Raw genomic sequence first — 16937 nt, 5'->3', positions numbered from 1 at the left:
GATGGAAACCTATCATGACGTAATCAGGGGCAAGCTGGCCCATCTGCCGGACAAGCCCGGATGCTATTTGATGAAAAACGAGCAGGGGACCGTCATCTATGTTGGCAAGGCGAAGGTGCTTAAAAACAGGGTCCGCTCTTATTTCACCGGCAGCCATAACGCCAAAACTCAGCGGCTCGTCAGCGAAATACGCGATTTTGAATATATCGTGACGGCGAATAACGTTGAAGCGCTTATTTTGGAATGCAATTTAATCAAGAAGTTTTACCCCCGCTATAATGTGCTGTTAAAGGATGACAAATCTTTTCCTTATATTAAAATTACGAATGAAGCCCATCCGCGATTGGAAGTAACGCGCAGAGTCGTCAAGGACAAGGGGAAATACTTCGGTCCGTATCCGAATGCTTATGCCGCCCAAGAGACCAAAAAGCTGCTGGACCGCCTGTACCCTTTGCGCAAATGCAGGACACTGCCTGATAAGGTTTGTCTCTATTACCATATTGGACAGTGTATCGCCCCTTGTGAATACGAGGTCGATCCTGGGGAATATGAACGGATGATTCAGGAAATTATTCGTTTTCTCGGCGGCGGACACAAGCAAATTCGCAAGGAATTAGAGGAAAAAATGATGGCGGCGGCCGAAGAGCTGCAGTTTGAAAGGGCCAAGGAGCTGCGTGATCAGATCGCCTATATTGATGCGGTGATGGAGAAACAGAATATTACGGTAGCGGATATGGTGGACAGGGATGTGTTCGGCTACGCTGTCGACAAGGGTTGGATGTGTGTTCAGATTCTTTATATGCGGCAAGGTAAAATGGTTGAAAGGCACGCGTCAGTGTTTCCATTTTACGGTGAAGCCTATGATGACTTTCTGTCGTATGTCGCTCAGTTTTACAGTGACAACCCGGCGCTGCCAAAGGAAATTCATCTCCCGGGTAAGCAGGAGGAGACAGCAGATAGCGAATCGGGAACATCTACAGAGGAAGCGGCGCACTCTCTGGAGGCATGGCTTAACGTAAAAGTGCGGATACCCCAAAGAGGGGTGAAAAAACAGGCTACAGATATGGCCTGCGATAATGCAAGGGTAGCGCTTGAAGAAAAATTCAAGATGATTGAGCGGGACGAAAGCCGTACCGTCAAAGCCGTAGAGGCTTTGGGAGAGTGGCTCGGGACCGCACCGGTCAGAAGAATAGAGGCATTTGACAACTCCAATATTCAAGGAGTTGAGCCGGTTTCTGCCATGGTTGTCTTTACGAATGGCAAGCCGGACCGCAAGGAATACCGCAAATACAAGATTCGTACTGTCAAAGGTCCGGATGATTATGAGACCATGCGGGAGGTAGTCCGCAGGCGGTATGAGCGGGTGCTCAAAGAAGGCCTGCCGCAGCCGGACCTGATCGTGGTCGACGGAGGAAAGGGGCAAATCTCCGCAGCTGTTGACGTGCTTGAGAATGAGCTTGGGCTGTTCATTCCTGTTTGCGGCCTGGTTAAGGACGACAAGCACCGGACCGCTCAACTGATGACCGGAGATCCGCCTGAGGTTGTTCCGCTGCCGCGGGACAGTCAGGAATTCTATTTGCTGCAAAGAATCCAAGATGAGGTTCACCGGTTTGCCATTACTTTTCACCGGGAGCGCAGAGCCAAATCGATGGTTGCTTCCAGGCTTGATTCAATTCCTGGAGTTGGCGAGAAGCGGCGCAAGCAGCTGCTCAAGCATTTCGGCTCTTTAAAAAAGATAAAAGAGGCGCAAATCGAGGATTTCAAGCCGATTGGAATAGGGGAGAAGCTGGCCCGGACGATCCTCGATTTTTTGAACGATGCTGAAGAGCAATTGCCTTCCCAGGGAGATCGGGAGCAGGCGCCGGACCAACAATCGTAGAAGCTGTGCCAAAGAAAAAAAAGGTTGCCTCCCGCTTCATCTTCGTGAATGGAAGCGGGCGAGAGCAACCTATTTTTTACCCCATCAGAAAGTATAGAAGTGGCTTCGTTGAAGCTTTTCTTATTATGGCCAAATCAGAATTCCTTCCTTCAGGAGCTAACGGCGCGATGACCAGTATTCATTGTCATTTCGCGTGGAATAAGGCTCCGGGGACGGTGGGGCGTCTGTCCCGTAAGGCTTACTGCCTGCAGGTGCCGGCCGATTCCAATAGCTGACCGGCCCGGCTGGTAGACCATCGTCTCGTTTATTCCGCCGAGACCATGTATGCAGCCACATAAGGACGTAACCGAGTATCGCCGGAAAGGCGATATAGAACAAGCCCCAGGCGATGTCAGCGGGAGTGCCCAGCGTAAACATCAGCGACATCGCCATCAAGGTGCTGTTCATAATGGCATGGGCAAAAATAACGGTAAATAAGCCGTATTTCAAGAACATATAGCCAAAAATAATCCCCAGTACAGCAACTTCAAACAACCGGGTGTAGCTTGGATAAATCGTATAGCCGGTATGGCCGAGTGCCCAGATAATGCTCGAGATGATAATGGCAATGACCGGCAGACGGAACAGCTTTTTGAACGCTGAAATTGCAAACAGCCGGTAAATAATTTCTTCGGATATGGCAGCCATCCAGGCGAGCAGCGGGAACAGCGCCGGAATGTAAAGATTGTGCACGGATTGGGTAGGATCGCTGATGGCGAATGAATCGAAGCCAACCCCTGCGATCAGAAACAAAAACTGCTGCACCCCAAGGATGAACAGACAAATCAGATAACCGCGGCCCATGGCGTAAAATACTTCCCGGCCAAAATGCGCTTCCCGCCATCTTGGCCAGGAATTCCAGCCTTCTTTTCTCCACAATTGCTCTCCGGATATTGCCGTGAAGTATTGGGCAACCGCAAGCAGAGCGACCAGGCCAAAGGTGAAGAAAATATAGAACATATTCATAAATGCCGCTTCCTGCGGAGATACCTGAGTGCTGACTCCAGGCAGACTATTCACGGTATGGATAAAGTAGATCAGCGCGAAAATAATAGCGAAGACAATTCCTCTTACAAAGAGCACCTCTTTGCGGTTGATGATGACTAGAATAATCGCGGCCAGGTTAATCACAAAAGTACCGGCGAGGGCAATCCAGGACATGGTGCCGGCCAGCGCTTCTTCCTTGGCCAGCCACAGCTTAAAGTTGTCCGGCACAGAGAAAGACGGCATAAATCCGCTGATCGTATCTCCGGTAAACTTAAGCGCAAGCTCCAGTACGGATTCGCCGATCTGTTGGTCGAGACTTTCGTAAACGAACAGATTGGATGCTGATCCAGGAATAAGCTGGAAACGTGACAGGTCATAGCCTTGCTCCAGCAAATAGGCGTCCGCGGCAGCACGGCGGTCCTGTGTACTGGAAGAAGCTATGGCGGAGGAGCTGAGCTTGTTCCAGGAGGTTACTTCCGGGATGGTCATCGAAACGCGAAGCACCCACATTGGCTGCGCTGCTTCGCCTGAAATTCTGATTTCCCAGAAGTCAACCGGATGCCTGTCTCCATACTGCTGTTTATAATCCTGGGCCAGCTTCTGCTGCTGCAGATAGGCGCTTAACGTCTTATCTGTTTGGAACAGGACCGTCGTATCCGTTATCCGGTAGTCTGGTTCCAAACTCATAACCAGCTGTTCAGCCAGACGTCCGGCTTCCTCCTTGGTTACGGTGGGACGTGACAAATCTTCTTCCAAATCACCTGATAACAACGGGCTTATCAGAATGGCCCCGAAGTAGAGTATAATTCCGGCTACAGCGAGTAAAGCAAGAGAGCGATTAAATTTGTGAGGAATCAATGTCCATTCTCCTTAACATAATCTATTGCTTACAAAGTATCATATCCAGGCTGGTGATTCCAGTTTTCTCCTGTGTACTACCATTTTTCCTGCTAATCCCGGTTCGTATACAGCAAAATTTTAGGTTTAATAAACAATTCGTATCTACTGCAGGTTTAACCAATCAAGGGGAGCGGCCGGCCTTGGAGAAATATTCACGGGCCTTTCCGATAAACGTGCTGATCACCGGGTCGGCGGCTGCTTCAGTAATGTACATCAAGGATGTGGTTCGTTTACGCTCTTCAAGCTCCGGTATCGTTCTAACCGACAGATCGTTGTTGTCCAGCAGATGACCGCGCAAATACGATTTGGGCAGCAGGGTAGCCACTTTAATAGAAGAAACGAGCCGAATGATCGCTTCAAAAGAATCAATCTCCATTTTCACATTCGGGAATACAGCGTATTTGTGAAACAACTCATCCATCATGACGCGGTACCATGTTCCTTTGGAGAAGAGCAGCATCGGCAGATCCTGGATGTTTTTCATTTTGATTGCTTTCATTTCCGCGAGCGGATGTCCGGCAGGCAGGACCAGGCATAAATGATCCTCAAACAAGGGCAGACAGGTTAAGCCCGGGCTTTCGCTTTGCGAAGCAACGAGGCCAATGTCGACTTTTTTTTCTCTTACCATTGTAACGATTTCATGGGTTTTGCCTGTTAATGCTTTAATATCTGTATGGGGGAAATCGTTAGTATAAAAAGTAATCAAATCCGGCAGAGTCGATTGCAGTGTAGTTAGGCTCGCCCCTATCGTTAAGCTTAAAGTGGACAGACCGGAGCGGAACTGGCTTAAGGTCTGCACCATTTCCCGGTGGATTTTCCGCAGCTCAACGGCGTATTCGTAGCAAACCTGACCAGCGCGGGTAAGCTCCAGGCGCTTTCCCTTGCGCTCAAACAGCTGAATGCCCAGCTCCGCCTCCAGCCCCATGATTTTGCGTGAAAGCGCAGGCTGTGACAGCTTAAGCACTCCTGAAGCGCGGTTCAAGCTCTTTTGCTCGACAACGGTAGCGAAAGCATATAAATCCTCCAATGCGTTTCACCTCATCTAATGGATAGTATGATGATAATTTCATTCGTTATGCAAAAAGTTAATAAACATATATAATGAATAAGCACTTCCATTATAAGTGATCTACCAGTAAAATGAAATATGTCACGTAATGTTCACAAAAGATGAAGCCTTCCCTATATTTTCGACAATCAATGGAAAGCCTAAGGGCAGGTGAAGAGACTCAAAGCCCGGTCTAACATGAAGCGATAGAATGAGTGTGTCCATATCGTGACGAATCATGTTACAAATTGTTGACGCTTCATCGGCTTGGGTTTACAATGAGTATTGGTTTTGACAAGCTCCATAATTTTGAAAGGGGAACGTTTTCAGATGGCAGGAAACTCTTATTACTATCGCAAGCTGCACTCACTGCTTGGGATTATCCCGGTCGGAATGTTTCTGATCTTCCACCTGGTGTCCAACTATTCAGCCTTTGAGAAGGGGCATGCAGGGTTTATCGAGCAGGTAGAGTTTATCAACAGCTTGCCTTTTGTGCTGGCCCTGGAGATTTTCGGCATTTATCTCCCGCTGCTGTACCATGGGGTGTACGGCTTATACATGGCCTACACATCGCGGAATAACGTAAACAATTACGGCTATTTCCGTAACGTGATGTTTATGCTGCAAAGGGTTACAGGCGTCATTACGCTGCTGTTTGTAGTATGGCATGTATTTGAAACCCGTGTTCAAGTAGCGTTAGGCATCGTCAGTCACGACGAATTGGGAGTTCGGATGCACGAAATTGCGACACAGCCTTGGGCTTTTGCCTTGTATATTATCGGGATTGTAGCGGCTGTGTTCCACTTTTCGAATGGAATCTGGTCTTTCCTGGTCAGCTGGGGAATTACTGTGGGACCACGTGCCCAGAAGGTTTCCGGCTACATTTGCATGATCTTTTTCGTGGTGCTGTCGGTTATCGGTATTTTGGCGATTACTGCCTTTACCGGGGCGGAATTTCAAGACACTAGCGTTCTGAATCAATAATCGAGGGGGGACTAGACGCAATGGCTAATACAAAAATCATCGTAGTTGGCGGAGGGCTGGCCGGACTTATGGCAACGATCAAAGCAGCCGAAGCCGGCGTTCATGTAGATTTATTCTCCCTGGTTCCGGTCAAGCGTTCTCACTCTGTTTGTGCCCAGGGCGGAATTAACGGGGCTGTAAATACAAAGGGGGAAGGAGACTCTCCGTGGGAGCATTTTGACGACACGGTATACGGGGGAGACTTCCTGGCGAATCAACCGCCGGTTAAAGCAATGTGTGATGCTGCTCCTGGCATTATTCACTTGATGGACCGGATGGGCGTTATGTTTAACCGGACTCCGGAGGGGCTTCTGGATTTCCGCCGTTTCGGGGGAACCAAGCATCACCGCACAGCGTTTGCCGGAGCTACTACCGGCCAACAGCTGCTGTACGCATTGGATGAACAGGTTCGCCGTTGGGAAACGGCTGGTCTGGTCAAGAAGTACGAGCATTATGAATTTACATCCGCTGTATTGGACGACGAGGGAGTGTGCCGTGGAATCGTCGCCCAAGACTTGCGTTCAATGGAAATTCACAGCTTCCCGGCTGATGCCGTTATTATGGCTACAGGCGGTCCGGGAATTATTTTTGGTAAAACAACCAATTCTGTCATCAATACAGGAACCGCTGCCGGTGCGTTGTATCAGCAGGGCGTTCATTACGCCAACGGCGAATTCATTCAAATTCACCCGACGGCTATTCCGGGGGACGATAAGCTTCGTCTGATGAGTGAATCGGCCCGTGGGGAAGGCGGACGGATCTGGACCTATAAAGACGGCAAGCCTTGGTATTTCCTGGAGGAGAAGTATCCGGCCTACGGGAACCTTGTTCCGCGTGATATTGCAACGAGGGAAATCTTCCATGTGTGTGTAGATTTGAAGCTCGGTATTAACGGGGAGAACATGGTATACCTTGATCTTTCCCACAAGGATCCGAAAGAGCTGGATATTAAGCTCGGAGGCATTATCGAAATCTACGAGAAATTCATGGGAGACGATCCGCGTAAAATTCCGATGAAAATTTTCCCTGGGGTTCACTACTCGATGGGCGGAATGTGGGTCGATTACAACCAGATGACCAATATTCCGGGACTGTTTGCTGCCGGCGAATGTGATTACTCCATTCATGGGGCTAATCGTCTTGGCGCGAATTCGTTGGTCTCCTCGATTTTTGGAGGGATGGTCGCCGGGCCTAAAGCTGTAGAGTATATTAAAGGCCTGAGCAAGCATGCCGAGGATGTATCCTCTTCTGTGTTTGAAAGACAGAAGAAGGTGGAGACCGATAAATACGAGAAGCTGCTGAAAATGGACGGCACCGAAAATGCTTACGTTATCCATAAAGAATTGGGAGAATGGATGACTAACAACATGACGGTTGTTCGTTACAACAAGAACCTGGAGGAAACGGACAACAAAATCCAGGAGCTTATGGAAAGATACAAGAACATTAACATTGTAGATACGTCCCGCTGGAACAATCCTGGTGTGGCGTTCACCCGGCAATTGTGGAACATGCTGACACTGGCCCGCGCAATGACAATCGGCGCTTTGATGAGAAACGAAAGCCGCGGTGCCCACTATAAACCGGAGTTCCCAGAGCGTGATGATGATAATTTCATGAAAACTACAATCGCAACTCATACACCGGATGGTCCGAAAATTACGTACCAAGAGATCGATGTTTCCCTGATTCCGCCTCGTAAACGTGACTACTCAACTGATAAACAAAGCAACCAGAAGAAGGGAGGAGAATAAGCATGGCTGAGGCAGTGGCGAGCAACAAAACGATAAAGCTGAGCATTACCCGTCAGGATAATGCCAACTCGAACCCGTACACCGAGGATTTCGAAATCCCGTACCGTCCCAATATGAACGTGATCAGCGCGCTGATGGAGCTGCAGCGTAATCCGGTTAACGCGAAGGGACAAAAGACGACTCCGGTTTGCTGGGAATCCAACTGTCTGGAAGAAGTGTGCGGAGCTTGCTCCATGATTATTAACGGCAAGCCCCGTCAAGCATGTACAGCGCTGATTGACAAGCTGGAACAGCCTATCCGCATTGCGCCAATGACCACTTTCCCAGTTGTGCGTGACCTGGTCATTAATCGTGAACGGATGTTCTCAGCCTTGAAGAAGGTTAAAGCGTGGATTCCGATTGATGGAACCTATGATCTGGGACCGGGTCCCCGGATGGCTGAGACCAAACGTCAATGGGCTTATGAATTGTCCAAATGTATGACATGTGGAGTTTGTCTTGAAGCTTGTCCCAACGTGAACGACCGTTCCGACTTTATCGGACCGGCTGCGATTTCTCAGGTCAGATTGTTCAATGCTCATCCGACAGGAGAAATGAACAAGGATGAGCGTCTGGAGACCCTCATGACCGATGGAGGCATTGAAGGCTGCGGTAACTCGCAAAACTGCGTGCGCTCCTGCCCGAAAGGAATTCCGCTGACGACCTCCATAGCAGCGATCAATGCAGACACCACGAAGCATCTATTCAAGAAATGGCTGCGCTCGTAACCATTTTTCGATTATCAGCCTATGAGCCTGGAAGAATTCGTTTGGCGAATTTCTTCCAGGTTTTTTACTATATCAGAAATTGTAAGTTTCCGTGTTTGGATTTGCAAAGTGCCCGGTGTTTGGGAATTCCGCCTTTTTTCGACAAGCAATATCCAAAGCTTGAATGACATAGTATAATTTAGTCAAAGTGGCACCTCAAAGAGCGGAGTGGTAAAAAGATGAGTGACTTGGTGAGCAGAGTCCGTTCCCGGACAAGGGGACAAGCCGGTTTAATCGGCAATGGGGAGAATTCGGCCTGGAAACTGGTTGAGCAGCTGATCAGCCAGTTACAGGAAGGGGTCCTGGTGTGTGAAAGAGATGAGAAGGGCCAGCTGAATCGGGTATGGGTAGTTAATTCAGCGCTTTGTAACCTGACCGGTTATAATGAGGAAGAGTATTTGGCTATGGATGGGGCAGCGCTTACCGGACATACTCGCTTAGCATTGTCTGCTTCCGATTGGAAACAGATCGATTCCGGCCAAGAGCTGCAGCTTCTGGGAGTATGGTCTACTAAAAATAAAGAGGCGCTGCCGCTTAAGATCCGGGCAAGCTCTGTGGAACTGCAGGGTGCGCGCCTGTTGCTTCTCGTTACCCAGGACAGAAGGAATCAGGAGAAGCTGCAGCAGTTGGAGGACTTTGTTATAGAGAGGGATAAGCGCAACAGCAGTATGCTGAAAGTTCCGCCGGAGCCGATATTGTTCCACAGCGAGGACGTCATTATCTATGCTAACGATGCAGCGCTGCAGTTATTGGGAGCTAAATGGGAAAGAGAACTGCTTGGACGTTCTATTCTTGACTTCGTCCACCAGGAGGATAGGGAAATTGTCAAGGAAGGACTGGAAACGCTGCAATTTAATCAATCCCGGGCCAGCTTCAAGGAATACCGCATGATTCGAATGGACGGACAATCTATAGAATTGGAAATGTCCAGCATCGCAGTGTTTCAATATATGCAGCGTCCCGTTATTCAAAGTATGCTCAGGGATGTGACGGAACAGAGAAAACGGGATCGGCAGAAGCGGCAATCGGACAAGCTGCTGGCGGTCAGCCAGCTGGCTGCCGGTCTTGCTCATGAAATGCGCAACCCGTTGACGGCGATGAAAGGGTTTCTCCAGCTGATGAAATCCAAGTCGGAAGGACATCAGCCCTACATCGATATTATGCTTACTGAACTGGAGCGGATTCACTATACAATTGGAGAATTTATGGTGCTTGCCCGGCCTTCGGAAGCCCAAAATTTCAAGAATCATCAGCTTGATGAACTCATACAGGAAGTGCTGGTTGTCATGGAGCTGCAGGCGGCTGCTGCGAGAGTGGAATTGTTCTGTCACGTTGATTCGAACGTTCCGGAGCTCTATTGTGACGGAAGACAAATGAAGCAGGTGTTCGTCAATATTGTAAAAAATGCAATCGAAGCAATGGCAAACGGCGGAGGGACATTGTGGATCCACGCATCCCTAACCGAGAACGGAATGATTAGGCTGAAATTTACGGATACCGGTACAGGCATAGAACCGGAAGTAATTTCCCGCCTGGGCGAGCCCTTTTTTACTACGAAGGACAATGGAAGCGGACTGGGGCTTATGGTGTCGAATCAAATTCTCGAACAGCACGAAGCAAAGCTGCAGATTCATTCCGAGAAGAATGTCGGGACAACGGTATGGATCGATCTTCCGCTTCAGAAGCAGGAGGAGTAAGTAGCCCAGTGTTAAATGTATCCTGACTTTCAGTCCCCGCGAACTAGTCTTGTTTATTGAACCGTATTAAAATCATGAAGAGACGGAAGTTTTGGCAGCGCCCATTAATCCGTCTTTTTGCTATGCCCTGAAAAAACTCCGGTCTGGCATGGAAATCATTATTAAAGGGATGAGCTAAAAAAATTTATAAAAATATTTTTCAATAGAAAGAGGACGGCGTTTTTGTGGATAACGTTATACACATTATCCACGGGCATTAGGGTAAGCTTCAAGACGGTTATGCACAATTTATCTACATATTGCCCACAAGTTAGTGTGGATAACAGAACAGTTGTTCTAAATAAAGATCAATGTTAGGATGAGTACAAAGAGTAAGAAAGGGTGAGAACAATGACTCTATTAAATGACGACATCCTGGTGGAGACTTATCAAAAAGCGGTGGAGTTAAACTTGGATAGGGAATTTATCTCGCTCCTTTTAGCGGAGATTAATCGAAGAAAGCTGGAGCTGCCATTACTGGAGCAGAGCTCTTCATCAAAGGGAATCTAGCAGAAAGAACGGCCATAATGCGTAGTAACTGTGAAAGGCAGTTAAAGTAACAAAGAAAAGTAAAGGAAGATTAATAAGGAAGTGGAATAAGGAAAGTGTAATAAGGGTAGGACAAGGCAAGAAAAGTGCAAGAAGCGCAATAAGGAAAGGTAATAAGGAAGTGCAGTAAGGAAGTGCAGTAAGAAAGTGTAATAATAAAGTGTAATAATAAAGTTCAATGGGCCAGGGTAATATGAAGTATAAGGTAAGCAAGTGTTGCGAGGAAGGTATAGTAAGAGAGAGCGTAAGGCAAGAAGAGGAATGCGGAAAGTTTTGTAATCAAAATGAAATATTCCTGTTACGGTTTGTTAACGTGGCTGGGGTACTATAATGACATGACCCCCTTTTTAAAATAGATTTACACTTAAGGACCCTGCCCCGTTGGCAAGGTCCTCTTTTTTTGTATCGAATTTCAGCTTTTCATTGCACCTAAAAGATTCTGACCACTGTCGTGCAGCACCACCGTTTTCCGAAAGCTTCGCACGGTGTGTAAGATCGACTAGAGGGTGTCGATTTGTATCATTCGTTGGCCAGTAGTAGTCCTGTAAGCTGCCTGTCCTAATGGGGGCTGCGACACGTTCCGCGTAGGTGCTTTGCGAGACGGATTGCGCTAACGCTCGCCCTCGCTCTTATTTGTGACAAAAAGTCCAGAAACCCGCGATCTGAGCAAAATAAAGACCGCTGCGAGCGTTAGAATTCGAAGCGGCCAGCCACGACAGCAAGCAGCAGCTACGGCCAGCAAAAAGCTTGCCGCCCGCTGCCAGTGCCGCTGATACGGTTATGCACAGTAAACGGGCTGCCTGGACTAATAATGACTAATTATTCTATAGGGGGACGGAAACGGGCTGCTTTTGCCGGTAGAAAACCCATTCCTTATAACCAATTTCCCGGAGTTTTTGCTGAACCAACTCCCACTCATCACCGATTCTGGACGGAATGTGGGCATCTGAACCGAAAGTGACCGGCACCTTGTAATAGAGAGCTTTTTCTAAAATATCATCCGCTGGGTACCAGCCTCCGCAGGATTTGGTTTTGCCGGATGTATTGATTTCGATAGCGATCCCCGTATCGCCAATGATTTTTAACGTTTCTTCCACCATCTTGGTAGGAAGATTCGAAAATTCCGGGTAGTAGCCTTTCATCGCATCAATGTGCCCAAGAATCTGGAACATGCCTGAACGGGCTGACTCCGCGATTCGCTGATAATATTCTTCCTTGGCCTGGATCTGCTGAACCTGGGTCAGCCCTTTCCAGCGGTTTTTGTTGAAAATGCTGACGCCGCCTGTGAAATGAACGCTGCCGATTATGTAATCAAACGGATAAGGCTCGTACATTTGCTTGTATAAATCAGCATGTTGAGGGAAGAAATCCGACTCTACTCCCAGCAAAACTTCAATGCGATCCTTGTATTCTTCCTTTAAGCGGAGCACCTCGGATATATAATTGGAAAAGTCGCTTTTGGCCATTGCAATACCGGGTTTCTCCTGATCCACCTCGCTGGCGAAGTATGGAGAGTGGTCGGAAATTCCGATTACCTGAAAATCCGCTTGAATAGCAGCCTCAATATAATCGCGAATGGTTCCTTCAGCGTGACCGCAGCGGTCATGATGCGTATGCAAATCGAACTTCATAATTAGCCTCCTCAAGTTCTTGGTTACTATTAACTAACGTGTTTATTTATTCTGAGCCAATAAACTGGGTTTCAGGCATTCCCTTCAAGTCGCTCAAAAACTGCTTAATAGCCGAGCTCAGGTAGCGACCTGATTTATAAATGACTCCGACAGGATGAGTGATTTCTAGCTCACTAACCTGGATAACCTTTAATGTTCCCATCTTCAATTCATTAGCCACGGACAGTTTGGAGATAATAGCGGCTCCCAAATTCAGCTCGACCATTCTTTTCACCTCTTCGCTGCTGGATAGCTCCATAACGATTTTGGGCTGGACATCGAGTTTCTTGAATATTTGATCTACAAACCGGCGGCCGGCAGTGTTCGGAGTCAACATAATGAAAGGAAGATGGTGGAGTGATTCCACTGTGCTGTAAGAAGAATGGGCTAACGGATGTTCGGGGGACACAACCAGCTCAAAGGTATCGTAATACAAAATCGAAGTCTCCAGGCTGGGAGATTTGTCAATTAAGTAGGCTATCCCAATATCCACAGTGCCATTCTCAACACTGGACATGATTTGGGATGAAGGCATGGAGTGAATGGTTGTGCTGATGAGCGGGTATTGATTCTGAAAATAGGACAGCACCCTCGGCAAAATTTGGATTGCAATCGAAGTGGTGGTTCCAAGGTTGATGTTTCCCTGGGGTTTGTGTTCCAGATCGGCCAATCTTTGCTTCAATTCTTCCACAATGGCCAAAATTTTATGGGCGTGCTCTAAAAAAATGATCCCGCTGTCCGTTAGCGTCACAGGTTGATTGCGGTCAATGAGCACGGTCTGAAATTGGTCTTCCAGCGACTTGATCTGTGCGGATACCGCTGGCTGGGTCAGATTAAGCTGCTCGCCCGCTTTGCGAAAGCTCATCGTTTGAGATACGGTCAGTAAGGTTTCCAATTGATTAATGTTCATTCTAAGTTTGGCCTCCCGAATGGAATCCAATGAGTCAAGTAGTGAATCAATAACAGTTAGTTATCAGCTGGCTGTACGGTATAAACAATTCTTTTTAATAGTACATTATAGCCAAGATTAAGCCGCTGGGCAATCCCTTTACGGTTAATGCTATGACAAGTATAATACAGTTCATTCGTAAAAAAGAATAAGATGGGTCAGAAGAAGGGTTAGAAGTATAAGAAGGGTTAGCAGAAGAGTTAGAAGTATAAGAAGTAAAAGAAGTAGAAGTATAAGAAGTAGAAGAAGTATAAGAAGCATTAGAAAAATAAGAGCAATAGAAATTGGTTAAAAAAGGATGGATGACCGATATGCGAATCGGACGATGTATCAGAATGGACCCGGCTCCCCGAGAACCGGTGACTGAAGCGGCCCTGGCGCGGTGGATGGATTCTTTTCAACATCAGCTGGAGCTCACAGCAGAGCTGGGATTTGATTTTGCGGAGCTTCCGCTCCATGTATTTGCAGAGCTGCCGGAATCAGCCTTTAATAAGGCTCTGGAACTGCTAAGACAGTCTCCTGTATCCTGTGAAGCAGTCAATTCGCTGCTTCCGGCTGCTCTGCCTGTAACCGGTCCGGCAGTGGAAGAGAAGAAGCTGGACGCTTATTTGGCACGCGCCTTCCCCCGGGCTCAAGCGATAGGGGCCAGGGTGATCAATTTTGGAGGGGGAGCCGTTCGCAAAGTCCCTCCGGGATTTGACCGTGCTCAGGCTATGGAGCAATTGTCTTCTTTCCTGCAGCGCTGCGAGGTTTACGCGGAGAAGTGCGAAGTGCTCGTTGCTGTAGAAGCTTTAAACCGCAAGGAATGCAATATGCTGAAATATGTGGAGGAAGCCGTTGAGTTCGTTGCTTCCCTGTATCTCCCTCATCTTCGTGTACTTGCAGATAGCTATCACATGCTGATGCAGAGAGAGGATGCGGATATTTTAGAAGATGCAATAGAGATGGGCTTGCTGGCTCACGTCCATTTGGCCGATAAAGACCGCCAGCTTCCGGGGCTGAATGACATCGAAAAAGGAATCGATTGGGAACGATTCCTGAAGGTGCTGAAGGAAAACGGCTATGACGGGCATGCGGCGCTGGAATGCGATGAGCCGGCAGATGAACAAGCGGAAGCTTTGACCGCTTCCTTGACCTATCTTCGTTCCCTCTGGGAGAAAGCGTGACAGCTTTCTGGGAGAAAACGTGACCAGTGTTCTGGTAGAAAGTGTGGCCACGTTGTGGGAAAGTGTGGCCACCTTCCGGGAAAGCGTGACAACCTATCAACCGGAGCTGCCCAAACATAGAGGCTGAGGAAGCGGGTAAGCTAAACAGACGGATAATTTGGAGAGCTTAAGGCCCTGGCTGCATGTCAGATTAAGCGAGCTGCAGTCGTACGCAAAAGCGAATTTCAGTCTGATCGGATTCAGCCCAGATCAATCCACCATGAGCCTCTACAATGCTTTTGGCTATAGCCAAGCCTAAACCTGAGCCCCCGGTATCGGAGCTGCGGGATGCATCTACACGGTAGAAGCGGTCAAACAGTCTTTCCAGCTCTTCTTCTGGAATAGGGTCCCCACGGTTAATCACGGTAACCTGGACATAGGAATCTTCCTCCGTTGTCATAGAGAGTCGGATGGCTCCCGGCTTTTTGCTGTATTTAATCGCATTAGACAGTAAATTCTCGAAGACCCGGATCATTTTTGGGGCATCGATGCTGACCATCAGCTTGCCGGGAGGAAAAGTCCTTTCCAGCTTCACTCCGTTCTCATCGGCATAAGTGACCAATTCTTCCACGAGCTGCTCGAGAAGTTCCTTCAAGCAGAGCCGCTCGCTTTCAATTGGGCTGTCCATGCTGCTCAGCTTAGTGTATTCAAACAGATCATCGATAAGGCTCTTAAGCTTTTCCGATTTGTTGGAGACGATTTGCAGATAAGCGTCTGCCTGTCGCTCATCCTCATAATTTTTATCCTTCAGCAAGCGCAAGTAGCCGATAATTAAGGTAAGCGGTGTGCGCAGATCATGTGAAACGTTTGTGATCAGCTCATTTTTCGTCCTCTCCGCCTTTCTTTCTTCTTCAATCGTCCGATGCAGTTCCTCAGCCATGTGGTTTATGTTGCGACCGAGCGAACCAAGCTCATCCTTGCCCCTTGTTGCTACGCGATGGTGGAGATTCCCTTTGGAAATTTCGAGCAAACCTAAGGCTAGCTCCTCAATATTTTTCATCTTTCTTTTGGTCAGTACATAAAACAGCACCAGAAAAGAGACAGAAGCAGCAATAGGAGAGAGAGGACTTTTCCCTGGAATCATGGTGATGTTGGCAGCGGGAACACCGCTTACGACTAAATAGGCCTTCTCGCTGATCAGGTCAACCGGGTAGAAGGTCATAAATTCCTCTTCAAAAGAATTGTAGATTCGGTCCTGCATCGCATTAGCGATCATCTGGTGGACATCGACTTCGGTTTCGGTCGCTTTTTCGCTCTTGTAAAGGACTTGTCCGTCCATATTCAGTACCAGAACTTTGAGGGGGGTCATTTCCAGCTGCTGCTGAAGGAGTTGTTTCAATTGCTCCTCCTCAAGATAGGGATTTTGCAGCATAGCTACCATATGGCGTGCTTCCTGCTCGATCCGCTGCTTGCCCTGCGTGTAGTCGATTCTAGCGGTTTTGTTGACCTCCCCGAAGAAGGCCGAGCTGGTTGCAAAAACCAGCAGGGAAAATAATAAACAAATGATAAAAGTAAATATCAACTGCAGCCGCAAGCTCTCCAGCACCTTGTTTAGCAGCACAGTAATTAGCTTGCGGCATAAATGAATCAAATCCCCGAACCAATTAAAGGGGAACCAGTTTTTTAATCTATTCAATTCGGTAGCCAACCCCCCAGACTGTTTTGATGAAGCGGGGCTTTCTAGGCTGCTCCTCTATTTTCTCGCGGATTTTTCGAATGTGCACCATTACGGTATTCTCCGACTCAAAGAAGGCTTCCTTCCATACCGTTTCATAGATTTTCTCAATGCTGAACACGATTCCCCGATTGCGCGCAAGCAATTCGAGAATGGAGAACTCCCGCGGAGTCAGCTTGACTTCCCGCCCATCGACCTTCACTTCCCGCGTCGCTATATTGATTGTGAGATCATCGACTTCAATCTCGTCCTCCTTGTGCTGCGCCGGTGTATTAAGCCGGTTGTAGCGGCGCAGCTGAGACTTCACGCGGGCGAGCAGCTCCAACGGATTAAACGGCTTGGTGACATAATCGTCAGCGCCCATGCTTAATCCGTTGATTTTATCCATGTCCTGGGTTTTGGCGGACAGCATGATAATTGGCATGTTCATCTTCTCACGGATTTTCAGACAGGCCTGAATGCCGTCCATTCTAGGCATCATGATATCGAGAATGATCAAGTCGACCTCGGCTGCCTTCGCCTGCAAGAGCTGCAGCGCCTCGAGGCCGTTGTAAGCTTTGAATACACGGTAGCCATCGTTAGTCAAATAAATGGTCAGCAGCTCTACAATCTCCTTTTCATCATCTACAATCAGCACCGTTTCCTGAGGCATGTCCCTTCGCTTCCTTTCATTCACATGCGATCTAGCGTTACTAGATTAACTTACAAATCTTAATA

At 48.0% G+C, this 16937-nt stretch carries 13 protein-coding genes; 7 read left to right on the top strand and 6 right to left on the bottom strand.

The window, feature by feature from the left end; genetic code table 11:
* Position 1 precedes the first annotated feature (1 nt).
* Entirely contained in the window at positions 2 to 1879 is a 1878-nt protein-coding gene (uvrC, locus tag PSHG_RS06765; protein WP_042121521.1) for an excinuclease ABC subunit UvrC, read from the top strand.
* 156 nt (positions 1880 to 2035) lie between these two features.
* Here uvrC and PSHG_RS26785 read toward each other — a convergent pair whose 3' ends face one another.
* Both PSHG_RS26785 and PSHG_RS06755 read right to left on the bottom strand, forming a co-directional pair.
* A complete protein-coding gene (locus PSHG_RS26785; protein WP_010271166.1) occupies positions 2036 to 3763 on the bottom strand; it encodes a CPBP family intramembrane glutamic endopeptidase in 1728 nt (575 codons plus the stop codon).
* 163 nt (positions 3764 to 3926) lie between these two features.
* The gene (locus tag PSHG_RS06755; RefSeq protein ID WP_010271165.1) at positions 3927 to 4832 is read right to left on the bottom strand and encodes a LysR family transcriptional regulator; all 906 of its coding nucleotides are present in this window, start codon (positions 4830 to 4832) and stop codon (positions 3927 to 3929) included.
* A gap of 351 nt (positions 4833 to 5183) precedes the next feature.
* Between PSHG_RS06755 and PSHG_RS06750 the strand changes: the two genes are divergently transcribed.
* The 5 genes from PSHG_RS06750 (at position 5184) to sda (ending at position 10682) form a co-directional block, all read left to right on the top strand.
* Positions 5184 to 5837, top strand: a complete 654-nt coding sequence (locus PSHG_RS06750) for a succinate dehydrogenase cytochrome b558 subunit (protein WP_010271164.1) — start codon at positions 5184 to 5186, stop codon at positions 5835 to 5837.
* 20 nt (positions 5838 to 5857) lie between these two features.
* Positions 5858 to 7630, top strand: coding sequence for a succinate dehydrogenase flavoprotein subunit (gene sdhA, locus PSHG_RS06745; RefSeq protein WP_010271163.1), 1773 nt, complete (start codon positions 5858 to 5860; stop codon positions 7628 to 7630).
* Positions 7631 to 7632: 2 nt separating this feature from the next.
* The gene (sdhB, locus tag PSHG_RS06740) at positions 7633 to 8397 is read left to right on the top strand and encodes a succinate dehydrogenase iron-sulfur subunit (protein WP_026021219.1); all 765 of its coding nucleotides are present in this window, start codon (positions 7633 to 7635) and stop codon (positions 8395 to 8397) included.
* Between the two features lie 218 nt (positions 8398 to 8615).
* Positions 8616 to 10133 carry an ATP-binding protein gene (locus tag PSHG_RS26780; RefSeq protein ID WP_010271160.1) on the top strand — a complete coding sequence of 506 codons (1518 nt, stop codon included), beginning with the start codon at positions 8616 to 8618 and terminating at the stop codon, positions 10131 to 10133.
* A 390-nt stretch (positions 10134 to 10523) separates the two neighbouring features.
* Positions 10524 to 10682 carry a sporulation histidine kinase inhibitor Sda gene (gene sda, locus PSHG_RS29885; RefSeq protein WP_010271159.1) on the top strand — a complete coding sequence of 53 codons (159 nt, stop codon included), beginning with the start codon at positions 10524 to 10526 and terminating at the stop codon, positions 10680 to 10682.
* Positions 10683 to 11545: 863 nt separating this feature from the next.
* On the opposite strand, the gene PSHG_RS06725 is transcribed toward sda, so the two are convergent.
* Both PSHG_RS06725 and PSHG_RS06720 read right to left on the bottom strand, forming a co-directional pair.
* The gene (locus tag PSHG_RS06725; protein ID WP_010271157.1) at positions 11546 to 12352 is read right to left on the bottom strand and encodes a histidinol-phosphatase; all 807 of its coding nucleotides are present in this window, start codon (positions 12350 to 12352) and stop codon (positions 11546 to 11548) included.
* Between the two features lie 46 nt (positions 12353 to 12398).
* On the bottom strand, positions 12399 to 13301 hold the full coding sequence (locus PSHG_RS06720; protein ID WP_010271155.1) for a LysR family transcriptional regulator: 903 nt from the start codon (positions 13299 to 13301) through the stop codon (positions 12399 to 12401).
* Positions 13302 to 13624: 323 nt separating this feature from the next.
* Here PSHG_RS06720 and PSHG_RS06715 point away from each other — a divergent pair, with 323 nt between their 5' ends.
* Positions 13625 to 14506 (top strand): sugar phosphate isomerase/epimerase family protein, encoded by an 882-nt coding sequence (locus PSHG_RS06715; RefSeq protein WP_010271154.1) that lies wholly within the window; start codon positions 13625 to 13627, stop codon positions 14504 to 14506.
* A gap of 190 nt (positions 14507 to 14696) precedes the next feature.
* On the opposite strand, the gene PSHG_RS06710 is transcribed toward PSHG_RS06715, so the two are convergent.
* Together PSHG_RS06710 and PSHG_RS06705 are read right to left on the bottom strand one after the other, a co-directional pair.
* On the bottom strand, positions 14697 to 16181 hold the full coding sequence (locus PSHG_RS06710; RefSeq protein ID WP_010271152.1) for a sensor histidine kinase: 1485 nt from the start codon (positions 16179 to 16181) through the stop codon (positions 14697 to 14699).
* Positions 16174 to 16872, bottom strand: coding sequence for a response regulator transcription factor (locus PSHG_RS06705; RefSeq protein ID WP_010271148.1), 699 nt, complete (start codon positions 16870 to 16872; stop codon positions 16174 to 16176). Before PSHG_RS06705 ends, PSHG_RS06710 begins: the two co-directional genes overlap by 8 nt.
* Positions 16873 to 16937: the final 65 nt, after the last annotated feature.

It is taken from the genome of Paenibacillus senegalensis JC66 (genome assembly GCF_000285515.1).
In the GTDB taxonomy this organism is placed as follows: Bacteria; Bacillota; Bacilli; order Paenibacillales; family NBRC-103111; genus Paenibacillus_L; species Paenibacillus_L senegalensis.
This window is presented reverse-complemented; position numbering and strand designations above follow the sequence as displayed.

What these genes read in the sequence shown, in the direction of transcription:
- sdhA (WP_010271163.1), top strand. Translation starts at nt 5,858, where the DNA reads ATGGCTAATACAAAAATCATCGTAGTTGGCGGAGGGCTGGCCGGACTT.
- PSHG_RS26780 (WP_010271160.1), top strand. Translation starts at nt 8,616, where the DNA reads ATGAGTGACTTGGTGAGCAGAGTCCGTTCCCGGACAAGGGGACAAGCC.
- PSHG_RS06725 (WP_010271157.1), bottom strand. Translation starts at nt 12,352, where the DNA reads ATGAAGTTCGATTTGCATACGCATCATGACCGCTGCGGTCACGCTGAA.
- PSHG_RS06705 (WP_010271148.1), bottom strand. Translation starts at nt 16,872, where the DNA reads ATGCCTCAGGAAACGGTGCTGATTGTAGATGATGAAAAGGAGATTGTA.
- sdhB (WP_026021219.1), top strand. Translation starts at nt 7,633, where the DNA reads ATGGCTGAGGCAGTGGCGAGCAACAAAACGATAAAGCTGAGCATTACC.
- PSHG_RS06750 (WP_010271164.1), top strand. Translation starts at nt 5,184, where the DNA reads ATGGCAGGAAACTCTTATTACTATCGCAAGCTGCACTCACTGCTTGGG.
- PSHG_RS06720 (WP_010271155.1), bottom strand. Translation starts at nt 13,301, where the DNA reads ATGAACATTAATCAATTGGAAACCTTACTGACCGTATCTCAAACGATG.
- sda (WP_010271159.1), top strand. Translation starts at nt 10,524, where the DNA reads ATGACTCTATTAAATGACGACATCCTGGTGGAGACTTATCAAAAAGCG.
- uvrC (WP_042121521.1), top strand. Translation starts at nt 2, where the DNA reads ATGGAAACCTATCATGACGTAATCAGGGGCAAGCTGGCCCATCTGCCG.